Below are 24,449 nucleotides of genomic sequence, written 5' to 3'. Positions count from 1 at the left end.
AAGATTGAGATTAGCAGTGACAAAGGTAGATTAGATGATAATTCTTAGTGTAGAACAGTTATAGTTAACTTGGGAAGAAGGGAGGCAAATGTTGTTGCGTCTATCAAACCCATTGCTTTTGAGCGTTTGAGTCGGGCTGCACCTGAGTATAAAGCGAGATTTGTTTTGCCGATCGCACAAGTCGGAACTCTTCTCGAAGTGTATAATCTAGGAGCAAACTACTATTATTTGAGCTGACAAATAAACATTACATGAGTCCGGGGGGTGAAAATACTCATAAACTTGCTTGTATCATAGTTGCTACGCCCTGAGTAGTCTCTATAATATACTATGGTTTTTTGCCATTACCTACTTGATGACTAATGAGTAATGACTGAGGACTACTTACTAATAACGAACAATCTATGAAAATTGTCTTTTTTGGCACTCCCGATTTTGCTGTTCCTACTTTATCCAGTTTGCTAAGCCACCCAGAATTCGAGGTTGTGGGTGTGGTGACTCAGCCGGATAAACGTCGGGGAAGAGGGAATCAATTGATGCCTTCACCTGTAAAAGATGTGGCTTTAAATCACAGTCTCCCGGTTTGGCAGCCGCGCCGAATTAAGAAGGATACGGAAACGCTTGCTAAGTTGCGAGAAGCGGAGGCGGATGTGTTTGTGGTGGTGGCTTACGGCCAAATTCTTTCTCAAGAAATTCTGGATATTCCTAGTTTGGCTTGCGTTAACGTTCACGGTTCAATTTTGCCGAAGTATCGCGGTGCGGCGCCGATTCAGCGCTGTCTTTTTGACGGGGAAAAGACAACAGGAATTACTACTATGCTGATGGATGCTGGCATGGATACTGGCGCGATGCTATTGAAGGCTTTTGCTGGTATTTCGCTGTTGGATAATGCTGATTCTTTGGCGGATAGGTTGGCGGAAGTTGGGGCGGATTTGTTGATAGAAACTTTGGTAAAATTGAGGGACGACAAAATTGAAGCTGTTGTTCAAGATGATGCGGAGGCGACTTACGCGCCGATGATTAAGAGTGCGGATTATGTGCTGGATTGGTCGAAAAGCGCGATCGCCCTTCACAATCAAGTTAGGGGCTTTTTCCCGGATTGCACGACGACTTTTCGCGGCAATTCTTTGAAGGTGATAGCTACTGTGCCCGTCGGGCCGGAATATTGGCTGCAAATGCCAGCGGATTTGAGAGTTTTGGAACGCGAATGGCCTGTTTTGTCCCAGTTATCGGGCGCAAATGGGGAAGTAGTTAAGGTTGTGAAGGGGTTGGGGGCGATCGTCCAAACCGGTGATGGTTTATTATTGTTGCGGGAGGTGCAGTTGGCGGGGAAAAAGGTGCAGTCGGGGGTGGATTTTGCGAATGGAACTCGGTTGGCGGCGGGCGAGATTTTTGGGGGTTAAATTGTATGTTTAGGGCGAGCAGGATACCCACCCGACCATATTTGGAAGCAAAATCATCCTGTAATTAGATGCGGGCCAGTTGACCTAAAATTCGACCAAAACTTCCTCGGCGCCGCCCAACAAACCCTGCGCCGCTTCTAACATACTCTCAGCAACATCTTTCAAATCTTCGCGGCTTGCCAGATAAGTTTTCAAAGCTTCTAACGGTTCTATGCTATTATTAGCATTCAATTCTGGCAACCGCGGCCTCGCTAGCTGACTGACTAATTCAGGTTGAATTGTGTAGCTGTGCGCTTCGCCCAGAAGTGTGTGCAATTCAGCGTTGTCGATTAAATCTAATTGTTCCGATCGCAATTGGTAAATCAATCTCACCACCGCGTCTTGTATCTCTTTCTTGCCAATAGCTTTAACTAACTCTGCTTGCGGGTTTTCAGATTCGGAAACATTCACTTTAATAGTCTGAAACACCCGCACTGGCAAAGTGCAAAATTCCCACTCAGCTTTTCCCCGTTCCAAATTAACTAACACAAAACCTTTATCTTCTTTCTCTTCGCTAAAATCAACTCGTTCGATACTTCCGGGATAAATTACGGGCGGATTGTTGGAAGCATTGAGATTTTGGTGTTTGTGAACGTGGCCCAGAGCAACATAATCAAAACAAGGGCGAGTTAGCATGGAAACGGGAATGTTAAAACCTTTGCCAACTGCTAAAAAACGTTCGGCGCCCAAGCTGGCTTTATCTGCCATTAAGTGCGCTAAAAGTACGGTTGGTATGTCGGGGTTGAGGCGGCGGATTTCGCCTTCCATTGCGATCGTCAGTTTTTCGGTTAATAATTGGTTAACATCGCCCATAGACAGGCTTTCAGTCTCGGAACGTGTCATTAAGGTCGATCGAGTCAACCAAGGTAATGTTACCACCTGTACTGGCCCGCTGCGGGTTTGAATCAGGTGAGTGTCCAGGCGATCGCCTACAATAAACTTAGGTATCCCCAAAGTCCGATAAATTCCCAAACTCGCGCCGCCTTGTCCCTGGGAATGTTGGTCGTGATTTCCTACCAGCAAAACAGTCGGAATTTGGGCGTCAACCAAGCGGCTAAATTGGCGAGCAAAAGCCTCTTTGACAAAAGGTGGAGGCGTCGAATCCGGGAAAGCATCACCCCCGAATATGACTAAATCTACGGGTTCAGAAATTGCTCTATCCATACATTTGCTCAGCGTCGCCGCGAAGTCTTCCAGCCGCGTATTTAAACCGGTTTCTGGATTAACGCGGCCGTGAGAAAAGCCGCTGCCCATGTGAATGTCTGAAAGGTGTAAGATTTTAATCATTGTTTTTTCTCTTTGTTAGCTATCGTTTCGGTTCCTAGTGAGGACTTCAGTCCTCAGAAGAAGGATTTGCATTCCTGACTGCGAACCAAAGATTTTTTTTTCATACATCACAATATGATGCCGGGGACTTTTTGATAAATTTCGCTAATTGCACAACTAAAATTCGCACTAACAAATTCTACTCTATCTCCTTGTCCGTAAGTCTGAGAAACCCAATTTCCCTCAGCATTGAGTCTAAAACATTCAATTTTGATTTCGGATTGAGTGATTAACACGTATTCTTGCAAACTCGGAGAAGTTTGGTAATCGGCAAATTTATCGCCTCTGTCGAAAGCTGCTGTTGAGGGCGACAATACCTCAACTACTAAAGATGGATATAAAATGAAATCTTCAGTAGTTGAAGTATCCCTTTCGTCGCAAGTCACCGCTACATCAGGATAGTAATAGCAATTTGCCTCTTCCAGTCGGACTTTTATATCTGATGATAAAACTAAGCATGGCGTATTCAGAAGATGATTGCCCAGCAGCCGAACTAAATTACTACCAATAATAATATGAGGCTTTTTTGCCCCTGTCATTGCATAAACGTGTCCGCGTCTGTATTCGTGTTTTATCGGGCTAACTCGCTCGCCTTCTAGGTACTCTTCTGGAGAAATGTAGAAATTGTTTTTGCTGATAATCATTGATTTTTACTCCGGTGATTTTATCTGATACTATGTGGTAAAACTTACATATTTGGGGAAGGAAACGGCACTGCCGTTTCCCTACAAATTTAACAAAACTCCAGAAACCGTGCGTGCCATAATTTGCCACTTTCCGTCAAACCCTGCGCTCGCACTTTAATTTTGACACTTTTAGGGTTAGCCTCGTAGAGTCGGGCAATTTCCTGCATTTCCTCCCCGCTAAACCCGGTTCCCACGCTTCCTACTGGGACTAATTTGCCATCAATTTCTTGCGCTACTTTGACGGCGCTAAACGGCCGCCCCGCCACTTTTGTCGCCGTCAAACCCACAATAAACAAATCGTGCTCTTGACAGTATTTAGTCCTCACCATCAGATGTTTCTTAAAATCTTTGCCGCCGACATACTGGCAGTTGTGCAACACCCAAACTTCTCCTTCTCTGTTTTCAGCTTCCTGCTGATTTGCCAGGACGAGTTTTTCGGCTGTGGTGCGAAATGTCGGTACAACTTCAAAGGCTGGGGATAAATTCGCCAGCATTTCTCCAACTTCAACTCCCGCTGCAATTCGTTCGGATTCGGCCACGGGAGTTAAATCATTGCTTTTGAAAAACAAACTTTTAAAAATGGCATAAATTGCGCTAGGCTGAGTAGTCGGAAAACCGCTTTCAATATTAACTGTAGCAGCTTGTGCGCCCGTGCGGTGTTCGCTGCCCGTACAGCTTTTGTAATACAGTTCCCCGTCTAAAACAAAGATGCCAATTTTAGCGGCTGTGTCGATTAATGTGCGATCGATCTCAACCGATGCCTGTTGCCGCAGGTTAGTCGATCGCGATTGGTAGTATACTTTATCTGGCGTCGCAATGACCACTACTCGATTGCCGTCGCGTTTTGGCTGCCCCCAATAATCGGGATTTTCGATATAGTAAGAACGTTCACTCGGCGCGTCCACTGGCTGCATCGTGACAATCCTTCCCGGCTGCAAATGCGGTGGTAATTCGGGAACAATCGGATTGTAGACAGTTTCTGTTTTTGGGGTGGAAGTTGATTCTTTAGCAGGAGTGAGATCGGCGGTAGATTTGTTTGGAGGATTCAGGGCGATCGGCTTTTCTCCGGTTTCCAATTCAAACGCTCTTTTCCAAAAGCCGATCGCGATTTCCGGGTATCCTTCCGACTCGGCGCACAGTGCAAAACCAATAACTTTTGCCGTACCGATGCCGCGCCCGTAATCAGCCAAATACTGCACTGCCCCCGCTTCTCCCATCAAGTGCAATCCTCGCGTCACGATGCGATTGTTCCAGCGTTCTCGAATGTCGGCGCTAATTTTTTTAGCTGCTTTTCGCTTGGCTTCTGCGTATTCGGTGCAGTCCATACTGCCTCCTTTATGTAGGGCTATTTATATACTATACTAAACATTGATTTATTAGTCAAGTTTTGTTTGACAATTAGGTGGTGTGAATAAATTTAACTCTTTCATTTGTGAACTAGATTTATTTTTTAACTGCAGAGGCGCAGAGGGCACAGAGGAAGAGAAGAAAGAGAGAGATGGGTTGTAGTGTTTTGATTGTCAAGCGCGGTAATCGGTTCGCTGCCAATGCTAAGATAACTTCGATCGCGCATTGCGAGCAATAAAGCCGTGAGTTGCGTCTTACTCGCGTTGAGTTCGCCCACTGGCGATCGCAGGTTTGAGAATTTAAGATTGAGTTTAATCTTACTGTTATGATGCGATTGATTTTGTACAGCAAACCCGGATGCCACTTGTGCGAAGGGTTGCAAGAAAAACTCGAACAGATTGAAAGCCTGAAGTTTCAACTCGAAGTCAGAGATATTACCGAACGCGATGACTGGTTTCAAGCTTATCAGTACGAAGTTCCAGTTTTGTTTAAAGTGCAGCCCCAGGCAAGAAATTCTGCTGGCGAGGCTGCATTCTCCCCTGAAGAACTGTTACCCCGTCCTTCTCCCCGCTGTAGTGTCGCCCAATTGGAGCAAATGTTACAGAAATATTTGCAAATCGATCCGTCACAATAATACGATTTACCCAAAAACTCAGGTTTTAATCCTGACATCGGGATGCTCGGTGTGCAGCTTACTCTAGGCCGAGAGGTTTTACACCGGGAATAAAAAAAACTTAGGGTTTGCACCGCGCACAGCAAAAACCTGTAGATAGTGGCTCAAACAATGTGTTCCGCCAGTCATATTCAAGACATTCCAACGAGGAGTTTTTCAGATGAAATTGAGAGAATTATTAGCAGCAGTTCCCAGCATTTCCTTTGACGCCAAACATCCCGCCCTCGATGCCGAAGTCAAGGGTTTATCGACTAATTCCCACGCTTGTCAGGCGGGCGATTTATTTTTGGGAATGCCGGGAACTCGGGTTGATGGGGGAGATTTTTGGCAAAGTGCGATCGCAAGCGGTGCAATTGCCGCCATAATTTCCACCAAAGCAGCCGAGAAAACACCTTCCGAAGACGGGGGTAGTTGCGTCATCGCAGCAGCCGATATGACTCAAGTTTGCGGTCAAGTAGCAGCCGCATTTTATGGCAATCCAGCTAGCCATTTAAAACTTGTCGGCGTTACCGGGACTAACGGCAAAACTACAACCACTCATTTAATTGAATTTTTGCTCAATGAAATGCAGTTGCCGACGGCGATTTTCGGTACGCTTTATACTCGCTGGCCGGGGTTCCAACAAACTGCACTTTACACCACACCTTTTGCGGTTGACCTGCAAAAGCAATTAGCAGAAGCTGTAGCAGCCGGATGCAAACACGGAGTGATGGAAGTCAGTTCCCACGCTTTAGCGCAGCAGCGAGTTTTGGGCTGTAGTTTTGAAGTTGCTGTGTTTACCAACTTGACTCAAGACCATCTCGATTATCACCGCGATATGGAGGATTATTTTGAGGCAAAATCGCTTTTATTTGGTTCGGATTACCTCGCAAATCTAGCGGTAGTTAATATTGACGACCCCTACGGACGGCGGATAGTTGAAACCCTTAACTCTAAAAAAGTTTGGAGTTACAGCACTAGCGAGAAAACCGCAGATTTGTATGCTGATGATTTAGAATATCAGCCCAATGGAGTTAAGGGAATGCTGCACACACCGAAGGGAGAAACAGCTTTTTCTTTGCCTTTAGTCGGTCAGTTCAACTTATCAAATATGTTGGCGGCTGTCGGTGCTGTTTTAGAATTGGGTTTAGATTTGTCTACGATTGTGGAGAAATTATCTCAGTTTTCGGGAGTACCGGGACGGATGGAACGGGTGCAAATTAGCCCGGAACAAGATATTAGCGTCATTGTCGATTACGCGCACACTCCCGACAGTTTGGAGAACTTGTTGAAGGCGTCGCGGCCGTTTATTCCGGGTCAGATGATTTGCGTGTTTGGCTGCGGTGGCGATCGCGATCGCACTAAGCGCCCAATCATGGGTAAAATCGTTGCAGAATTAGCCGATTTAACTGTTGTTACTTCCGACAATCCGCGCACTGAAAATCCCGATCGCATTTTGGAGGATGTTTTAGCAGGAATTCCCGCCGCAGTAAAGCCGATCGTGATGTGCGATCGAGCCGCTGCAATTCGCACTGCTATTATGGACGCTAAACCCGGAGATGGCGTACTGATTGCAGGGAAAGGACACGAAGATTATCAAATTTTGGGCACCGAAAAAGTCCATTTTGACGATCGAGAACAAGCGCGAGATGCCTTGAAAGCCAGAATGAATTCGGTTAACTGAATTCGGTTAACTGTTAACGGTTAACTGAATTCGGTTAACCGTTAACGGTTAGCTGTTCCCTGGCTGCGAAATTTATTGTATTTTTAAGTATTAATACGAAGGTATAATCTGATTTGCACTAGATTATAATAGTAAGATCAAATATTTTTATAAAAAAATAATTATTGCTATGATAGAACTAACTGGGTATGAAATTCTCGATCAAATTTACTCAGGCACTCGCACTCTAGTTTATCGCGGAACTCGCCTATGCGAGCAAAAACCTGTCGTCATCAAAGTCTTGCGGAACGAGTATCCCAGCTTCAGCGAACTCTTGCATTTTCGCAATCAATACACGATCGCCAAAAACCTAAATTTGCCCGGAATCATCCAAACCTACAGCTTGGAACCCTACCGCAACGGCTATGCGCTGATTGTGGAAGACTTCGGGGGAATTTCTCTGAAGGAATGGACGGGGAAAGGAAAAACCGTGCAATCTCTGGTTGATTTTTTCCACATTGCGATCGACCTAAGCAATACATTAGATATACTTTACCGCCACCGCATCATTCACAAAGACATTAAACCCGCCAATATTTTAATAAATCCTGAGACTAAACAAATCAAGCTCATTGACTTTAGTATTGCATCTTTGCTGCCGCGAGAAACTCAAACTCTGATGAGTCCCAACGTGCTAGAAGGGACACTAGGGTATTTGTCTCCCGAACAAACGGGAAGGATGAATCGCGGGATTGACTACCGGACGGATTTTTACTCTCTCGGTGTCACCTTTTACGAGTTGCTGACGGGAGAGTTGCCGTTTCAATCTAACGATCCGATGGAATTGGTACACTCTCATATTGCCAAACAACCGCCGCTGCTTGGCGAAAAAAAAAGGGTGGAAATTCCCCAAGTTCTCTGCGACATCGTGATGAAATTGATGGCGAAGAATGCCGAAGACCGTTATCAGAGTGCTTTGGGGCTGAAATTTGATTTAGAATTTTGTTTGCGTCAACTAAAAGAAAGTGGTAGAATAAAAAGTTTTGCGATCGCGCGGCGGGATGTGTGCGATCGGTTCATCATACCAGAGAAACTCTACGGCAGAGAAACCGAAGTTGCCCAATTATTAGCAGCGTTCGATCGCATCTCTGGTTCCGAGACTCTTCCTGGGAACGAGGGAAAGCGCGAGTTAATGCTGGTGGCGGGTTTTTCCGGCATTGGCAAAACTGCCATTGTTAACGAAGTTCACAAACCAATTGTCCGCCAGCGCGGCTACTTCATCAAAGGCAAATTTGACCAATTTAATCGCAATATTCCCTTTTCAGCTTTTGTGCAAGCATTTCGAGAATTGATGGGGCAATTGCTGAGTGAAAGCGACGCTAATTTAGCAATTTGGAAAACTAAAATTTTAGCCCCACTGGGTGACAGCGCGCAAGTAATTATTGAGGTAATTCCTGAACTAGAGCAAATTATCTCTCAACAGCCACCCGCAACAGAACTGTCTGGGACTGCGGCACAGAACCGCTTTAATTTACTATTTCAAAAATTCCTGCAAGTATTCACCACAAAAGAACATCCCTTAGTAATTTTCCTCGATGATTTGCAGTGGGCTGATTCGGCATCCTTGAAATTGATGCAGTTGTTGATGAGCGAGTCAGACGGTCGATATCTATTATTAATTGGAGCTTATCGCGACAATGAAGTTTCTGCCGCTCATCCTTTGATGTTGGCGCTAGAGGAGATTGGGAAAGCACAAGCTGCAATCAACACGATTACATTAGCCGCGCTGAGTGAAACGAGTTTAAATCAACTCGTTGCCGATACGCTTAGCTGTGCGCCAGAAATCGCGCTACCATTAACTCAACTAATTTATCAAAAAACCAAAGGCAATCCATTTTTTAGCGCGCAATTTCTGAAAATGCTGCACCATGATGGGCTGATTCAGTTTGACTGGGATGGGGGCAATTGGCACTGCGACATTGCCAAAGTAAAATCATTAGCACTGACGGATGATATCGTTGAGTTTATGGCGCTGCAGTTGCAAAAATTGCCCGAAGAGACGCAAGATGTTCTCAAGTTAGCGGCTTGTATTGGCAATCAATTTGATTTGGCGACTTTGGCGATCGTCTCTGAACAGTCAGAAATAGAAACAGCAGTGGCTTTATGGAAAGCATTACAAGAAGCGTTGATTTTGCCTATTAGTGAAACTTACAAATTTTTCCAATCTAACGACTCAGGCGAGACAAATCGTTATCGTCATATTGAAGTTCCCTATAAATTTTTACACGATCGCATCCAGCAAGCTGCTTATTCGTTGATTCCCGAATCACAAAAACAAAGCGTTCACCTGCAAATTGGCAGACTGCTGCTGGCAAATACGGCAACAGGAGACGACGAGCAACTTTTTGCGATCGTCAACCAGCTTAACAATGGGCTGAAGCTGATTGAATCGAGTGAGCGAGAGACGATTGCACGGCTAAATTTGCAGGCCGGTCAAAAAGCTAACGCCTCAACAGCCTATCGGGCAGCAGTAGACTATTTGCTCACAAGCCAGCAGCTATTAAACTCCGATGCTTGGCAAAGTCAATACTCGCTTAGCTTAGAAATCGCCAACCAGCTTGCTCTAGCCGCTTATTTGGCCGGGGATTTTGAGCAAATGCAGCAGACGATCGATCGAGTCGTGGCTCAGACGCGATCGCTCCTGGAACAAGTCACTGTCTATGAAATTAAAATTCAGGCGTTGATTGTGCAGGGGCAGCTCCTAGACGCGCTCAAAACGGCTCTGTCGATAGTCGAACAGCTAGGCATCAAGTTTCCAGCCCAGCCCACAACACCACAGGTTTTGCTGGGTCTAGCCGAAACTAAAATTGCCCTACTCGGCAAGTCTACCCAAACCCTAGAAAACCAACCGGCGATGACCGCCCCAGATAAAATGGCGGTGACGCAAATTTTGGCAAAAACCCTCTCAGCAGCCTACATTGCCGCCCCAGATTTGCTGCCGCTGCTGGTATTTCGCCAGGTGAATTTGTTTGTGAAGTATGGCAATACCAGTGTGGCTGCTTTCACCTATGCCTGGTATGGGCTAATTTTGTGTGGTGTGGTGCGAGATATTCAAACCGGCTACCAGTTTGGTGAATTAGCTCTCAAGCTCTTGGATAAATTTGATGCCAAAGAAATTAAATCCAGGGTAGTTTTCATCATTTACTATTTTGTATTCCATTGGAAAAACCACCTCAAAGATACGCTCGATCCACTTGTAGAAAGCTATCAAACCGGACTAGAAACAGGCGATACAGAATATGCGGCTTGGGCGGGACTGATCTGGTGTGCGAACTCTTACTATGCCGGACATAATTTGTCTGAAGTGAGTCAAAAGCTAGAATTTTATACTGAATCTATTGCCAAAATCAACCAAGAAAAGGGTGAGCTTTACTGCAAAATTTTCCATCAAACAGCACTCAATTTATTGGGGGAGGCAGAGGCAGCGGCGCTAGAGGGTGAGGTTTATTGCCTGAGCCAGAGGGAGGCCCAACAGCAGGCTAGCAGCGACAAGACGGGACTGTTTTTCGCTTACACAAACCAAGCCACGCTCAGATATTTGTTTGCCGACTTTGCCCAGGCTCGCCAAACCCTTAAACAAGCTAGACAGTATGAGGACGGAGGAATTGGATCGCCCGGTTTAGTTGTTTTCTATTTTTATGATTCATTGACTTGTTTAGCAGAATTCCAACAGGCTAGCGAGTCTGAACGGCGCGATCGTTTAAAGCGAGTGGCTGGCAACCAGAAAAAGATGAAACAATGGGCGGACTATGCCCCGATGAATAATCAACATAAGTGGTGTCTAATCGAAGCAGAACGCTACCGCATCTTGAACAAGCTAGCGCAGGCAATGGAATACTACGATCGCGCCATCTCCCTCGCCAAAGACAACGAATACCTGCAAGAAGAAGCCTTAGCCAACGAACTCTGCGCTAAATTCTACCTCGACTGGGGCAAAGAAAAAGTCGCTCAGGTTTATATGCAGCAAGCTTACTACTGCTACGCCCGCTGGGGAGCAAAAGCCAAAACCGATGACCTAGAAAAACGTTATCCCGATCTGCTGCGCCCCATCTTACTACAGGCAGCCCAACCCCTCACTATTTTAGAAACCCTATCCACACTCAGCAATCCTACTTACTCTTTTCATTCGAGTACCCACCACAGTACCTCCAACACCTCCATCAACCAGACTCTAGATTTTTCTACTTTGCTGCAAATCTCCCAAGTCATCTCCAGCACGATCGACCTGGATGAGTTGCTGCAAATTGTGACCCAAACCATGTTACAAAACTCGGGAGCCGATCGCTGTGCACTGATGCTCTGCCAAGATCGACAATGGCAAGTGCGGGCGATCGCTACCGGGGAACACATTAGCCTGCAAACGGAACCCCTAGAGAACAATCCCACCGTTCCCGTTAAATTAATCCAGTATGTCAAAAACACCCTAGCAGCAGTTGTCATCGATCGCCTCAAAACCGATCTGCCTGTGATTGACGATTATTTAGAGCACCACCAACCAGAAAGTTTGCTGGGTTTGCCAATTCTAAATCAGGGGAATCTGGTCGGCATTTTGTATCTAGAAAATCGGATAACCAGTGGGGTGTTTAGTCGCGAGCGCCTCCTAGTGCTGAATTTTCTCTCTAGTCAAGCGGCGATTGCTCTAGAGAATGCCCGCCTCTATCACCAAGTGCAGCAGACTTTGAATGAACTTCAGCAAACTCAGATGCAAATGATCCAAAGTGAAAAGATGTCAGCATTAGGTAATCTTGTGGCAGGGGTTGCCCATGAAATAAACAACCCCGTTGGTTTTATTGCGGGGAACCTTAATGAAGCTAATGCTGGAGTCCAAGATTTAATTGATTATTTGCGCCTTTATCAAAAAAAGTTTCCTCAACCGGAAGCAGAATTGATTGAGAAAGCAGAGGAAATAGATTTAGATTATCTAGTAGAAGATTTACCCAAGATGTTGAGTTCCATGAAAATAGGGTGCGAGCGCATCAAAAACATCAGCACCTCTCTCCGCACTTTCTCTCGCGCCGATACGGCAAATAAAGTTGAGGCAAATATCCATGAAGGGATCAATAGCACTTTAATGATTTTACGGCATCGCCTGAAAGCTAGCGACAAGCATCCTGAAATTGAAATCATTAAAGAGTACGGCAATATTCCCAAAGTCAAATGTTATTTGGGACAATTAAACCAAGTATTTATGAATCTGCTGGCGAATGCGATCGATGCCTTAGAAGAATCGAATCAAGGACGAAGTTTTGCCGAAATTCAAGCCCATCCCAATCACATCACTATTCAGACAAAAGTAGAAAGTGAAAAAGTAAAAATTTCCATCGCCGATAACGGCAAAGGAATGTCAGAAGAGGTGAAAAATCGTATCTTCGACCATCTATTTACCACTAAAGACGTGGGCAAAGGGACTGGGTTGGGTCTGGCGATCGCGCGTCAAATTGTAGAAGAAAAACACGGCGGCAAACTGAGTTGTTTTTCGGCACCGGGAGAAGGAACGGAATTTGTCATTGAGATTTTAATTGATTAAGAATTAGTTATCAGTTGTCCGTTGTTGACCGATATTATTAATCTCTCTCTTCTCTTCCTCTGCGTTCTCTGCGTCCTCTGCGGTTAAATTATTCCGATGCAACCGGAATTGATAGGACAACCGACAACTGATATCAAATCCGTTAGCATCGGAATAGTAAATTCCAGTTCACTGTTCACTGTTGACTGTTCACTGTCAACCGTCAACCGTCAACAGTGAACAGTCAACATCATTCCGGTGTAACCGGAAATGATATGACAACTGACTATTGCAGCGGCAAAAATACCGTCATCACCTCGCCCTTTTGGGGTCGCTGGCGAATTACCAACTTCCCACCAGCAGCCCGAAATAAATTCTTAGTCACGCTCAAATTTAAACTCAAACTTCCCGTCTCCGGCTGCACCATCAACAAAGGGCCGATCGATCGCAAAGGAGCATTCGCCTTAGCTGCAAAAGTCGATGCGACATTACCTTCAGGTAGGTGTTCCGATTCCAACTGCAACTTTAACTGATCGCCCGCCAATGTCACCTCCACCTGAATGCGACTCCCGGAAGGCAAAGTTCGAGTAAAATTCTCAATCAAATTAGTTAAAACCTGATCCAGCATCGTCGGATCGCTGACTACCGCCGGCAACTTTTTCGGCACAATAACTTCCAAAGTGTGGTTTCGCACAGCCGCCTGTTTTTGCCAACGGGGAATGCTATTTTGCAGCACTTCACCGAGGGACATTGCTGTTAGCTGCACGCCAGAATTTTTAGCTTGCGACATTTCCAATTCCACGGCGCGGAAAATTAAACCGAAGCGATCGATCTGAGCGGTACACTCAGCATCAATCATTTCCAAACGCTTGACCACCACCGGATCGAGTTTGGGACGTTTCAGCAACAATCGAGTCAGCGTGCGAATAGTAGCCAAAGGAGTGCGGACTTCGTGGGCGATCGCCTGTAGCAATTCCACCTCTTTAGTAGCGAGAGGAATTGGAGATTTGCAGTTGATATCTGTAGCCGATAACTTTTTATGCCTCGGGTTCAAACAATCATCAATTCTTTCATCCTTTATCCGGCCTGCTTCATCTTTCCCAACCGGCAAATTATGCAACAGCAAGCGGCTGAACTGCATCACTGTTTGATAATTTGGCTCGACAGGCAAAAACTGCTGGAACAGCGCGTCTAATTTAGTAGAATTATTAGTTAATTGGCTAACTGGTAAATTGAAGCTACCGTCAGAATTGGCAAGCAAACATTCGCTTTCAGTCACCCTGCGCCGCAAAACCTCCCAAGCTTTGGCGACTACTTGCGGATCGAAAGAAAATAGAAAAGCCGGAATTCCCGCAGAATTTTCACCCAAAACCATCACCAGGCTAAAACTAGCAGTTAAAACCAAACAAAACTGCTCGTTGGCTAAGGGATCTCCACTTGCCAAAGCCAAAGCCGGGGCCGCCGGAGGCACTGATGTTTGCACATCAGCCGCCGGCATTAAAGCTAAAGTTTGTCTAGCCCGAAAAGACCACAAAGCTGCATCGTTGTCGGGAATACTGGTAAAAATCCTATTGGCAAAGCCGTTGGCCAAAGCGGGGTCAGTCAAAACCGAAGACGGACCAGACAACACCAATCCCTGACACGAATTGGGGATTGTCGATCGACCATTTGCTCGATCGGCATCTGTTTTTTGTCCTGCTTTTTGCCGATCGAGCATTTGATTCAAAGCTGCGATCGCCCCGTACCATTCCTGTTCAGCTTTCAGCCGAGAAGCCCCACGGCTTCCAGGACAGCGATGGCGGTTGTTTTCTCCCGCCAACTTAGCATCAAAGAGACTCAGGTCATTTTCTTGGCCTTCGGAGGCTAAAATTTCGCTTATTGTCGGTAAAAAGTAAGTATTCATAGTAGTTATAAACCCACCTTCACAGGCATGAAGGGTGAAGTATTTATGTATAGGAAAGTTCAGGAGTTAGGAGTCAAGCACCAGCACGATCGAAAAATCCCGCATAATTTCTTGCACCTTCCTCCTAACTCACAGGATATCCACATTTGTCAACTAACGATATTGGCAGAACCGTACCAATAAGTCGCAATCTCCGCGCTTGGGGCGATATTTTGGACGATCGCCCTGACAAAAGTGCAAAATGAAGTAAGTTAAACACCGCGCTTTCCTTATGCCCACCTCGATCGCCGACTCGAAAAATCTGCTGTCACACTTAATGGCACGCTACCGTCACCAAGTCGATTATCTGGCAATTCGACTGGAAGAAGCCGAAGGCACCGACATCCTGCTGCGGGGCGAAAAAATTGAAACCCTCAGCGAAGGAGTCTCAATTGGCGGCCAAGTCAGAGCTTGTCACAAAGGCGGCTGGGGCTTTGCCAGTTTTAACCGACTTTCCACCCTCGCCGAAAGAATCGAAGAAGCCATCGCCGCAGCCAAACTGATCGGGGAAGAAGAAACGATTCTGGCGCCTGTCACCCCAATACAAGACATTTGCTTGCTGCCGCTGACAGGAACAGACCCCCGTCTGGTTCCCCTAATTGACAAAAAGCAATTGTGCGATCGCTACGCGGCCATTCTCCGCAGCATTGACCCCCGCATCGCCACAATCTCCGTGCGCTACGGCGACAGCACCCAGCGCATCATCCTCGCCACCTCCGAAGGCACCATGCTCGAACAAGGTTGGGCAGACATGGAAATGCGCTTTGCCGCCACAGCCCGCAGCGGGGAAACCGTACAAACCGGCCGCGAAACCACCGGTTCCCGCAAAGCTTACGAAGATTTAACCGATCTCGATGTTCAAGTTCGCAGCGCCGCCCAGAGAGCCGTAGATTCCCTAGCCTTACCCCCCGTCCAAGGCAACACCTACACCGTCGTCATTGACCCAATTTTGACCGGATTATTCGTCCACGAAGCCTTCGGACACCTTTCCGAAGCCGACATGGCCTACGAAAATCCCGACATTTTGGAAATTATGACCCTCGGCCGCCAGTTCGGCCCCAAAAACTTGCAAATTTTCGACGGTGCAGCGCCAGAGGGACACCGGGGCAGCTATTTCTACGACGACGAAGGCACTCCCGCGACTACTACTCAGTTAATTAAAGACGGCGCTTTAGTCGGGCGGCTGCACTCGCGGGAAACTGCTGGCAAGTTGGGAGAAACGCCTACTGGCAATGCTCGCTGTTTGAATTATCATTATCCGCCGATCGTCCGCATGACGAATACTTGGATCGAACGGGGTGACACGCCAGTTGCTGACTTATTTTCTGGTATCAAAGAAGGAGTTTATGCGCGCAATTGGCAAGGCGGCATGACTAACGGCGAAATGTTTACTTTCAGTGCCGGCGAAGCTTGGATGATCCGCGACGGAAAACTCGACAATCCCGTGCGGGATGTTACCCTTTCGGGTAATGTTTTCAGCACTTTAGCCGATATTGAGGCGATCGGCGACGATTTCTACTGGGATGAATCCGGCGGCTGCGGCAAAGCAGGACAAAGCGGTTTGCCGGTAGGCTGCGGCGGTCCGAGTTTGCGGATTCGCGATGTCGTTGTTGGTGGCGAAGCTGCGGAAGAAGATTAAAGGTGCAAAAGTAAAAAAAAAAGGTAAAGCGCCATATTCCTACTCGCGCTTTACCTTTCTTTATTTTTTGAGTGCAACATTTCGCGCCCTTTGGTGGTGTCTGATATCTTGAGGACGCTTGGCCAAAAAACCGGAATAGCGAACAATTATGCCTTGAGTCGTCAAATACCGCTGAAAAATCGGTTTTTTGCTATGCAGTACGTAAGTTCGCAATTAATGGCTCGCAATTTTCAATTTTTCTCTTCTTCTCTCAATTTTATATTCTGCCATTCTCCCCCTAATTCCCTGCAATTATCGCTTTTTTCGGCTCGATCTCCCGTCGCCTCGTTCTGGCGACTCATCTTTATCGCTATTATCTGCGTCAAAGGTCGGAGTGCCAGCTAGAGTGGTTAAAATTTCTGGAGCAGAGTTGTTTTCAGCAAAAAAGGTCGATCGAGTTTCTAAGCTTTGAGCGTTAACTGCGGTACCACTCAGTAACAGGCTTGACATCAGGATGGAAGAGTAAACGCGCATCATAAATTTTGGTATTTGTATTTTCCCCTTCTTGATACGCAGTCTGTACTCTGCTATCAGGATAAAAAAAATAATAATTGTGGCGAAGTCATCAATTAGTAAGTGACGGCACCTGCAATTTTTTAGAGTTTTGGTTAAAAGCGGGTAAAATCCCTCATCTAGCTCGCTTGTTCGCTGGTAGTTTCTAATTCTCTGCTACTTGCAGGCAACCAGCAGAATTCAAGACCCTGTTCAAAAAAATAATGCTACTCTTCTGTGCCCGTCTTCCCAACCCTGGTAGTTATAAATCATTCCCAAATCTAAAATCTAAAATCTAAAATCTAAAATGGTAAGACCCCTGGAATCCTCTTGAAAGGGGCTTCCAACAAGGAAACGAAAACCGCCAATTGTAAAGTTTTACTACTTTTATGATTGACTTCATAATTTATTGAGGTGAAGCGGCAACCGGGGGATTAAAGACACAACAGGAAAGTACCCAGGCGCGCCATCAGCACCTTACATATAAATATCTTGGTGAATGAGATTCCTTAAAGCGGGTACTGCCTAATTTTTCACATTAACTTCATAAATGGTTGCTATTGTATTTTTAAATAAATTGTGAACCTTTGATTCTTTCTGATTTTTTCTGATCTTTTCTGATCTTTTCTTCTCTGGCTTTGTGACAAGAGCGGTTACGCGCCACTCCGAAGGAGGAGTCGAAAGCGGTTGGGGAAAAAAAACCTTTCACAAAATCGTGGAGTCAATCTCAAATCTCAACTCTCAAATCGAACTGGCGCGCAGTGAGTAAAAAAACAGGTTTTAAAACTGATATCGCGGAGTCAATCTCAAATATCAAATCTCACAGCGACTGACTTGCACATCTACCTGCAGGAATAGCGACTCGAGGGTTGACGAGTTGTCCAAAACAACATCAGCTTGTTGACATTTTTGAGCTAGCGGCAACTGAGTGTTAATGCGGGCCTGAGCTCGATCGTAACTCAAGCCGTCTCGCTGCATTAGTCGTTCTAACTGCACTTCGGGTGAACAGTACACCACCCAAATTTCGGTACACAAGTCAGTCATATTAGCTTCAAACAGCAGCGGCACTACTAAAACCAAAGTCACCGTGTCAGTGAGGGCGCAGAAAGCGGAGTTTTTTTCAACAATACTTTGTTCTAGCTTTTGATCGCGGTGAAAAAACTTGGTTTCTTGAGTTTTTGTACCTAAATTCTGCGTGTCCTGAGATACCGGAGTCAATGCAGCAATGCAGCTTTGAGTTTCCTCAACAAATCGGCGGCGCACGTAAGGGTGAATCTGTTGTTCCAACCACTGTCGCTCCGCTGCGTTACAAAAAATAATACTTCCCAACTCCGGCCGATTTAAAGTGCCGTCCGGGAGCAAAATACCGGCGCCGTATCGTTCTACAATAGAGTCAAGTATTGGCGAACCGGGGTTCACAGCTTCGCGGGCGTAAATATCGGCATCTAAAATCGGAAATCCACAGGCATCTGCCAGATAATTAGATATAGCGGTTTTACCGGTGGCGATGCCCCCAGTTAAACCGATCAGACGGACAATTCGATCGCTCATAATTTTCTCTGTTTAAACTTCCTGTGTTTCGACACTTACTGTCAGTCTTTGCTATGTTGGTGACACAATCAAATTTAGACTTAAAATTTAAGATTTGCGAGCGAGAGTTCGCGTTAGGAAGTGTCAGGATTGGGGTGCGATCGACTCTTTTTTACCTAAAATCTCAATTTTAAACTCTAATCAAGGTCTAGACCGAGGCAAACTTATGAATGCTCAACGTGCTGTGCGGTCGATTCTGGCAGCCCTTCCCCTTGCTGGATTTTTGATATTAGATTTTTTCCCCAACCTGGTTTTCCTCAAAGAAAACAGCAGGGGATGGATACTCGTGGCAATTTATCCCCAATCTCAAATTGCTGCGGCACAATCTATTATTTCAGCCCCAGACGGCACCGGAACCGCTGTCACCGCCCCAGGTACAGGGTCGCCCCCTCGCTACGACATTCAAGGCGGCACTCCCTCCAGAGACGGAGCAAATCTGTTCCACAGTTTTACTCGGTTCGGTCTGAATTCGGGCGAAACTGCCAATTTCATCTCCAACCCAACCGTTAAAAATATCCTCGGCCGCGTTGTCGGTGGGGACGCTTCGTTAATTAACGGTCTAATTCAAGTTACTGGCGGCAATTCTAACTTGTTGCTGATGAACCCCGCAGGCATTATTTTTGGAGCAAATGCCAGACTCGACGTGTCCGGGTCTTTTTTGGCTACCACGGCTAGCGGTATCGGTTTGGACGACCGTTGGTTCAACGCTACAGGCGCCAACGACTACCCAGCCCTAGTCGGAGCGCCGAATGCTTTTGTTTTTGGCTCACAGCCCGCGAGTATTGTCAATGCCGGTAACTTGGCTGTCGGAACCGGGCAAAATTTGACTTTGCTGGGCGGAACGGTCATCAGTACAGGGCAACTTTCAGCCCCGGGCGGTCAAATTACTGTGGCGGCTGTTCCGGGCGAAAATCTGGTGCGGTTGAGTCAAAACGGACTTTTGCTGAGTTTAGAAGTTTCTCCCGCAGCCGGAGTGTCCGGTTCGCAAGCGGTTCCCTTCTCTCCCCAGAGTTTACCAGGGCTGCTTTCGGGCCCCGGTGTGGCTAACGCTACAGGTATAACTACGAACGCTCAAGGTGAAGTTGTGCTCACAGGCGGCCAAACAGTGCCAGGAGGTGCTGGAACTGCGCTGGTAGCGGGATCTGCGGACGTGTCTGCTACGGGGGGCACGGGAGGAAGCGTCAACGTGTTGGGCGACAAGGTAGGGCTGTTGGGAGCGAAGATTGAGGCTTCCGGGCCCGACGGTGGCGGAACGGTGCGGATCGGGGGAGATTACCGAGGCGAGGGAACTGTGCCGAATGCCAGGATGACTTACGTGGATGGCAAAAGTTCGATCGCCGCCAACGCAACTGAATCAGGCAACGGTGGCAGAGTAGTGGTCTGGGCTGACAACACAACAGCATTTTTGGGCAGCATCAGCGCCAATGGCGTTTCTGCAACAACTACCGCAGGTGTTGGGGGGTTTGTGGAAGTTTCGGGCAAGCAAAGATTGATTTTTAACGGTACTGTCGATACCTCGGGGACAAACGGTTTGGGGACTTTGCTGTTAGATCCAGACAAGATTTTAATTACAGATTCCGCAGAAGGTGCGGGTGATGGGGCAATAATTGCCAACAATAATATTTTGGCAACAGGAACGCTACCAGGACAGGAAAACAATTCTGAGGCTTCGCTGACTATTTCGGCTAGAGCTTTGGAAAGTATGTCCGGTACGTCAAATGTGGTTCTCGAAGCGCTCAATGATATTACAATTGCTGATTTGGCGGACAATCAGTTGAGCTTTCAAGCAACTACTGGTTCGGTAACATTGAGAGCCGATGCCGATCGCAATGGTGCGGGTGCTTTTTCGATGAATGCGGGCGATACAATTAGCACGGCTGGCGGTGCGATCGCCATTTCTGGAAATCAAATTACTGCGGGCAATTTGTCGAGTAACGGCGGAAATATTAGTTTGATTAGTCCGGGTGCGACTGTTGCCAACAATATTTCTTCATCCAATCCCAGCACCGGCAGCAGCGGGAATATTGTGCTCGACGGCCTGAACGTAACGGCCCAAAAACTTGATGCCAGCGGCCCGGAAGCGACGGGAAATGTAACTGTGACGGCTCGGAATGTTCTGGGAGTTAGCTCGATCGCAGGGGGTTTGGGAAACATTACTTTGACTGGTGATGAAATTAATTTTAAAGGCGACAAAAATTCAGTCAGCGGTACTGGCTTTTTGGTACTGCAACCTTGGAGTCCAGGTCAAAATATTGCGATCGGCGGTTCAGGAGATGTCGGCACTAATATTTATTTGAATCTGACGGCAAACGACCTCGGAAGTTTGGAAAATGGGTTTGCTGGAATTACGATCGGGCGCAGCAACGGTATCGGTTCAATTCTGATTGCCAACGATTTCACTTTTTACGATCCGCTAATTATTCAATCACCAGCGGGTTTGGGAACAATCACTACCACAAATTCCCTGACAGCGGCCGACAATGCCTCAATTAGTCTCAAAGCTGACGGCAATATCCGTACCGGAAATATCACTACCAACAATCAGGAAATTCGCATCGTCAGCACCGCAGGCAATGTCACAACCGGTCGGCTACTTACTGGAACTTCCCGCACCATCAACACTTCTGTCAATTCTTCCGAAGATACAGGCAACTCGGCGGGAGATGTTAGCGTTACCGCACAGGGGACGGTGACTGCCGGGGCGATCGACACCAGGGGCGATGATCGCGCGGGGAATGTGACGCTGACTGGGCGCAGTGGAGTCACAGCAGGGGCGATCGAAGCTGGCGACTCGCAAACAGGGGGAGATATTACCCTGACGGGCAACGAAATTGATTTGACGGGTGACAAAAATTCGATCGCCAGCAACGGCAATCTGGTGTTGCAACCGGCCGATCCAACCCAAAACATTATAATTCAAGGTTCTGACGATACAGAAGCTCTGAACTTGACTGCTGCTGAATTGAACACTTTTCGGAATGGGTTTGCTTCGATCGCGATCGGGCGCGCTGACGGTAGCGGGCTGATCTCGATTCCTTCTGGAACGCCAAATTCACCTCCAAATTCAACGCCAGTGGCGGTGACATTTCAAGATCCTACGACGATTCGCTCGCCCAATGGCGCAGGCGCGATCGTGGGAACGAGTGCGATCGTCGGCACTGATAACGCCACGATCTCTCTGATGGGCGGTACTGTAGCCGTCGGAGACGTTACCTCGACTGCGGGGATTAACATCACTACCAGTCAAGGCAAGTTGACTGCTGGTACGGTTTCATCTCGCTCAACTTCCGGGGTGGCGGGCCCTATCACTATTCGCAGCGCCGCTGGGGTAGAAACCGGCAACATCGATGCTTTTGGTGCCAGAAGCGGGGGAGATATTTCGATTGCGGCGCCCGGCCGGATCGTTACAGGGGTGATCAACTCGAGTTCGCAATCGGGAAGTGCCGGTTCGAGCCAAATTACCGGACAGAAAGATATTGAAGTTGTTTCGATCAAAGCTCGTGGCAATACCGGCGGCGATGTGGCAATCGAAGCTGGGGGAGCATTTCGGGCTGCGGGAACAGGAACGGCTGCTGAGCGCGCCCAGGTCAGCATTTCTACAGACGGGCTGGCTCAGTCGGGTTCACAGACGCTGCTGCAAAGCACTTGCCCGTCGGGAACCTGCACGGCGGCAACTGTTGGGACGGGAAACTCGAAGTCGAACACTGCCACCTCCTCAACTGCGATCGGGCCGCTGGCGATCGTGTCGAGTCCGGCACCAACTAGCAGCGTGGAACTGAAAACTACAGCCAATTCTCAACAAATTGTGACTCAGGTGAGTCTCCCTCCCGCAGCGTCGGTGCCAAAGGGCAGTACCACAAATGTCTCGCCAGAACCTGCTGCGGCGTCTGTTGATGCGCGGCCCAACGAGACTGCGGCCGGCCCCTCGGTAGTGCTGTCGCCGTCGGTGTTAACAGACAATTTGGGCGCGCCTGCGACGACTGAAAACGGCAGCCTGGCAACAACTCCACAGAAGCCTGCGAGTGCGGTGAGTGCAGAAAGTGTCGGGAATGTGAGGGTTCCTGAGATTTCTCGATCGAGTTCGATCGCGCAAATAAGTCCGATCGACGCAGTGCAGCAAAGGGATAGAACTCAGGGCCGGGAATTTGAACGTTACTTTGGGGGTAATCTCACGGAAAAGTCAGTCACGCAGCAAAGTATTCGAGATACTCTCAGCAGCGTCAATCGGTTGACTGGCGTTAAACCCGCCATCCTTTACGTGTGGGCGAAAGACAAACATTTAGAACTTGTGTTGTTATTGCCAGACGGCAAAAATGTTTTTAAAAGCGTGCCTGCAAGCCGCGAGACAGTGCTGCAAGTTGCTAAAGAATTCACTAATGCTATCAGAACTCCTAGGAGATTGAATGCTGCTAATTACAAGGAACCTGCCGAGCAACTTTACCAGTGGTTAATTGCACCCCTGCAACCGGAATTGGAGGCTAACAAGATTGACACTTTGGTGTTTTCGATGGATGCCGGTTTGCGAACTTTGCCTTTGGCTGCTCTTTACGACGGCAAGCAGTTTTTGGTAGAAAAGTACAGTTTGGGGCTGATTCCGAGTTTGAGTTTAACTGATACTCGCTATGCCGATGTTAAGGGTTCTGAAGTGTTAGCGATGGGTGCGTCGAATTTTCCTGCCAAATACGATCAAAATCCTTTGCCTGCGGTGCCGTTGGAAATATCGACAATTGTCGGCAAGATTTGGCCGGGTTCGTCTTTTCTCAATGAAGCTTTTACTTTGGCAAATTTGAAGAACAAGCGCAATCAACCGCAATACAAAATTATTCATTTAGCTACTCACGGGGATTTTCAGCCTGGGGGGGCGGAAAATTCTTACATTCAGTTTTGGGATACTAAGTTGCGGTTGAATCAGTTGGAGCAGTTGAAGCTATCTAACCCGCAGGTGGAGTTGTTGGTTTTGAGTGCGTGTACTACGGCGGTGGGAGACGAACAAGCTGAGTTGGGGTTTGCAGGGTTGGCGGTACACGCGGGGGTAAAATCCGCTTTGGCAAGTTTGTGGTATGTCAGCGATGTCGCTACTTTGGGGCTGATGACTGAGTTTTACCAAGAGTTGCGTACAGCGCCGATTAAGGCTGAGGCTTTACGGCAAGCGCAGTTGGCGATGCTGCGGGGAGAAGTGCGGTTGCAAGATGGTTATTTGGTGCGAGCGGGCAACAATCAAGCTCTGCCTTTACCGTCGGAGTTGGCCGCCAGGGGCGATCGAAATTTGTCGCATCCTTATTATTGGGCTGCTTTTACTATGATCGGTTCCCCGTGGTAATTCTTATTGGTTAGTTGTTCTTGGTTATTGGTTATTTGTTGGTTCCAATAACCAATAATTCATGAGTCATGACTAAGGACTAATTGGTAGCTGCTATCTGACTCAAGCGTTTGAGGATGCGGAGTACATCATAAAGTTCGTTGCCGGGGTTCCGGGTGAGATACCCCTTAGATGTGCTATATCGAGGTGATTCTCCTTTCCTGGGGGGGTGACAAAGAGGTCTACGAGATAGACTGTATAAGGGTTGCAGCCAGCATACCTTGTTGATAAAAGCGGCGTTTAGAAGGAGTTAACTTCATTAACTGTTCCACCTCCAAAGAATATTGTTCTAGATAGTTAACCCACTTTTCTCCATCTAATCCAACACCAAATGTACTCCGTCTGCGATATTTTTTCTTGGGTTCTGTGCGACGAGATACATATTCTTGTACCTGCTTTTTCTTCAGTTCATTACCTTGAAATATTGCTGAACTGTACGCCAGTGTCATGAGCAGAATCATGTTAATAAGCCGGTTCCCTTTGAGGCTTGTTCCTTCAAGATTGTAGCCTCCTGTTTTACAGTCTCGGAACATTTCTTCAATGCCCATCCGCTGCTTATAAGCCAATACGGTTTACTTAAGGCTTGGGAGGCTTTAAGATATTAAAAACAGGAGGATTCATTTTTATTTCAGTACCTCTGTGTTTAACTTTTTTGGATTTAAATTTTGAAACAGGTTTTTTGACAACTCTTGGATTATTTCTCTGA

Annotated in this window: 13 protein-coding genes; 6 read left to right on the top strand and 7 right to left on the bottom strand. The window is 47.1% G+C overall.

Annotated features, from left to right (window positions below; genetic code table 11):
* The first annotated feature begins 404 nt into the window (after positions 1-404).
* Positions 405-1,403: a methionyl-tRNA formyltransferase gene (gene fmt / locus QUB33_RS19325; RefSeq protein WP_333352760.1), complete on the top strand. Its 999-nt coding sequence runs from the start codon at positions 405-407 to the stop codon at positions 1,401-1,403.
* 84 nt (positions 1,404-1,487) lie between these two features.
* Here fmt and QUB33_RS19320 read toward each other — a convergent pair whose 3' ends face one another.
* The 3 genes from QUB33_RS19320 to QUB33_RS19310 all read right to left on the bottom strand — a co-directional run bounded on the left by QUB33_RS19320 (position 1,488) and on the right by QUB33_RS19310 (position 4,779).
* Positions 1,488-2,729, bottom strand: a complete 1,242-nt coding sequence (locus QUB33_RS19320; protein ID WP_333352757.1) for an exonuclease SbcCD subunit D — start codon at positions 2,727-2,729, stop codon at positions 1,488-1,490.
* A 107-nt stretch (positions 2,730-2,836) separates the two neighbouring features.
* Positions 2,837-3,412 carry a Uma2 family endonuclease gene (locus tag QUB33_RS19315; protein WP_333352754.1) on the bottom strand — a complete coding sequence of 192 codons (576 nt, stop codon included), beginning with the start codon at positions 3,410-3,412 and terminating at the stop codon, positions 2,837-2,839.
* A gap of 89 nt (positions 3,413-3,501) precedes the next feature.
* On the bottom strand, positions 3,502-4,779 hold the full coding sequence (locus QUB33_RS19310) for an ATP-dependent DNA ligase (protein ID WP_333352751.1): 1,278 nt from the start codon (positions 4,777-4,779) through the stop codon (positions 3,502-3,504).
* 350 nt (positions 4,780-5,129) lie between these two features.
* Here QUB33_RS19310 and QUB33_RS19305 point away from each other — a divergent pair, with 350 nt between their 5' ends.
* The 3 genes from QUB33_RS19305 (at position 5,130) to QUB33_RS19295 (ending at position 12,703) form a co-directional block, all read left to right on the top strand.
* Positions 5,130-5,435 (top strand): glutaredoxin family protein, encoded by a 306-nt coding sequence (locus tag QUB33_RS19305; RefSeq protein ID WP_190740993.1) that lies wholly within the window; start codon positions 5,130-5,132, stop codon positions 5,433-5,435.
* Between the two features lie 199 nt (positions 5,436-5,634).
* Positions 5,635-7,137 (top strand): UDP-N-acetylmuramoyl-L-alanyl-D-glutamate--2,6-diaminopimelate ligase, encoded by a 1,503-nt coding sequence (locus tag QUB33_RS19300; protein WP_333352748.1) that lies wholly within the window; start codon positions 5,635-5,637, stop codon positions 7,135-7,137.
* 169 nt (positions 7,138-7,306) lie between these two features.
* Positions 7,307-12,703, top strand: a complete 5,397-nt coding sequence (locus tag QUB33_RS19295) for an AAA family ATPase (RefSeq protein WP_333352744.1) — start codon at positions 7,307-7,309, stop codon at positions 12,701-12,703.
* Positions 12,704-12,968: 265 nt separating this feature from the next.
* Here QUB33_RS19295 and QUB33_RS19290 read toward each other — a convergent pair whose 3' ends face one another.
* The gene (locus QUB33_RS19290; protein ID WP_333352740.1) at positions 12,969-14,585 is read right to left on the bottom strand and encodes a HAMP domain-containing sensor histidine kinase; all 1,617 of its coding nucleotides are present in this window, start codon (positions 14,583-14,585) and stop codon (positions 12,969-12,971) included.
* A gap of 271 nt (positions 14,586-14,856) precedes the next feature.
* Between QUB33_RS19290 and QUB33_RS19285 the strand changes: the two genes are divergently transcribed.
* Positions 14,857-16,263: a TldD/PmbA family protein gene (locus QUB33_RS19285; protein ID WP_333352737.1), complete on the top strand. Its 1,407-nt coding sequence runs from the start codon at positions 14,857-14,859 to the stop codon at positions 16,261-16,263.
* 291 nt (positions 16,264-16,554) lie between these two features.
* On the opposite strand, the gene patX is transcribed toward QUB33_RS19285, so the two are convergent.
* Both patX and coaE read right to left on the bottom strand, forming a co-directional pair.
* Positions 16,555-16,779 carry a heterocyst-inhibiting protein PatX gene (patX, locus tag QUB33_RS19280; protein WP_333352734.1) on the bottom strand — a complete coding sequence of 75 codons (225 nt, stop codon included), beginning with the start codon at positions 16,777-16,779 and terminating at the stop codon, positions 16,555-16,557.
* A gap of 828 nt (positions 16,780-17,607) precedes the next feature.
* Positions 17,608-18,345, bottom strand: a complete 738-nt coding sequence (gene coaE / locus QUB33_RS19275) for a dephospho-CoA kinase (RefSeq protein WP_333352730.1) — start codon at positions 18,343-18,345, stop codon at positions 17,608-17,610.
* A 205-nt stretch (positions 18,346-18,550) separates the two neighbouring features.
* On the opposite strand from coaE, the gene QUB33_RS19270 reads away from it, so the two are divergent.
* Positions 18,551-23,704, top strand: coding sequence for a CHAT domain-containing protein (locus tag QUB33_RS19270; RefSeq protein ID WP_333352727.1), 5,154 nt, complete (start codon positions 18,551-18,553; stop codon positions 23,702-23,704).
* Positions 23,705-23,925: 221 nt separating this feature from the next.
* Here QUB33_RS19270 and QUB33_RS19265 read toward each other — a convergent pair whose 3' ends face one another.
* Positions 23,926-24,291 (bottom strand): hypothetical protein, encoded by a 366-nt coding sequence (locus QUB33_RS19265; protein WP_333352724.1) that lies wholly within the window; start codon positions 24,289-24,291, stop codon positions 23,926-23,928.
* Positions 24,292-24,449 lie beyond the last annotated feature (158 nt).

This window comes from Microcoleus sp. B3-A4, assembly GCF_036705385.1.
In the GTDB taxonomy this organism is placed as follows: Bacteria; Cyanobacteriota; Cyanobacteriia; order Cyanobacteriales; family Microcoleaceae; genus Microcoleus.
Note: the sequence above shows the minus strand (reverse complement) of the source record. Positions and strands in the feature narration are given on the sequence as shown.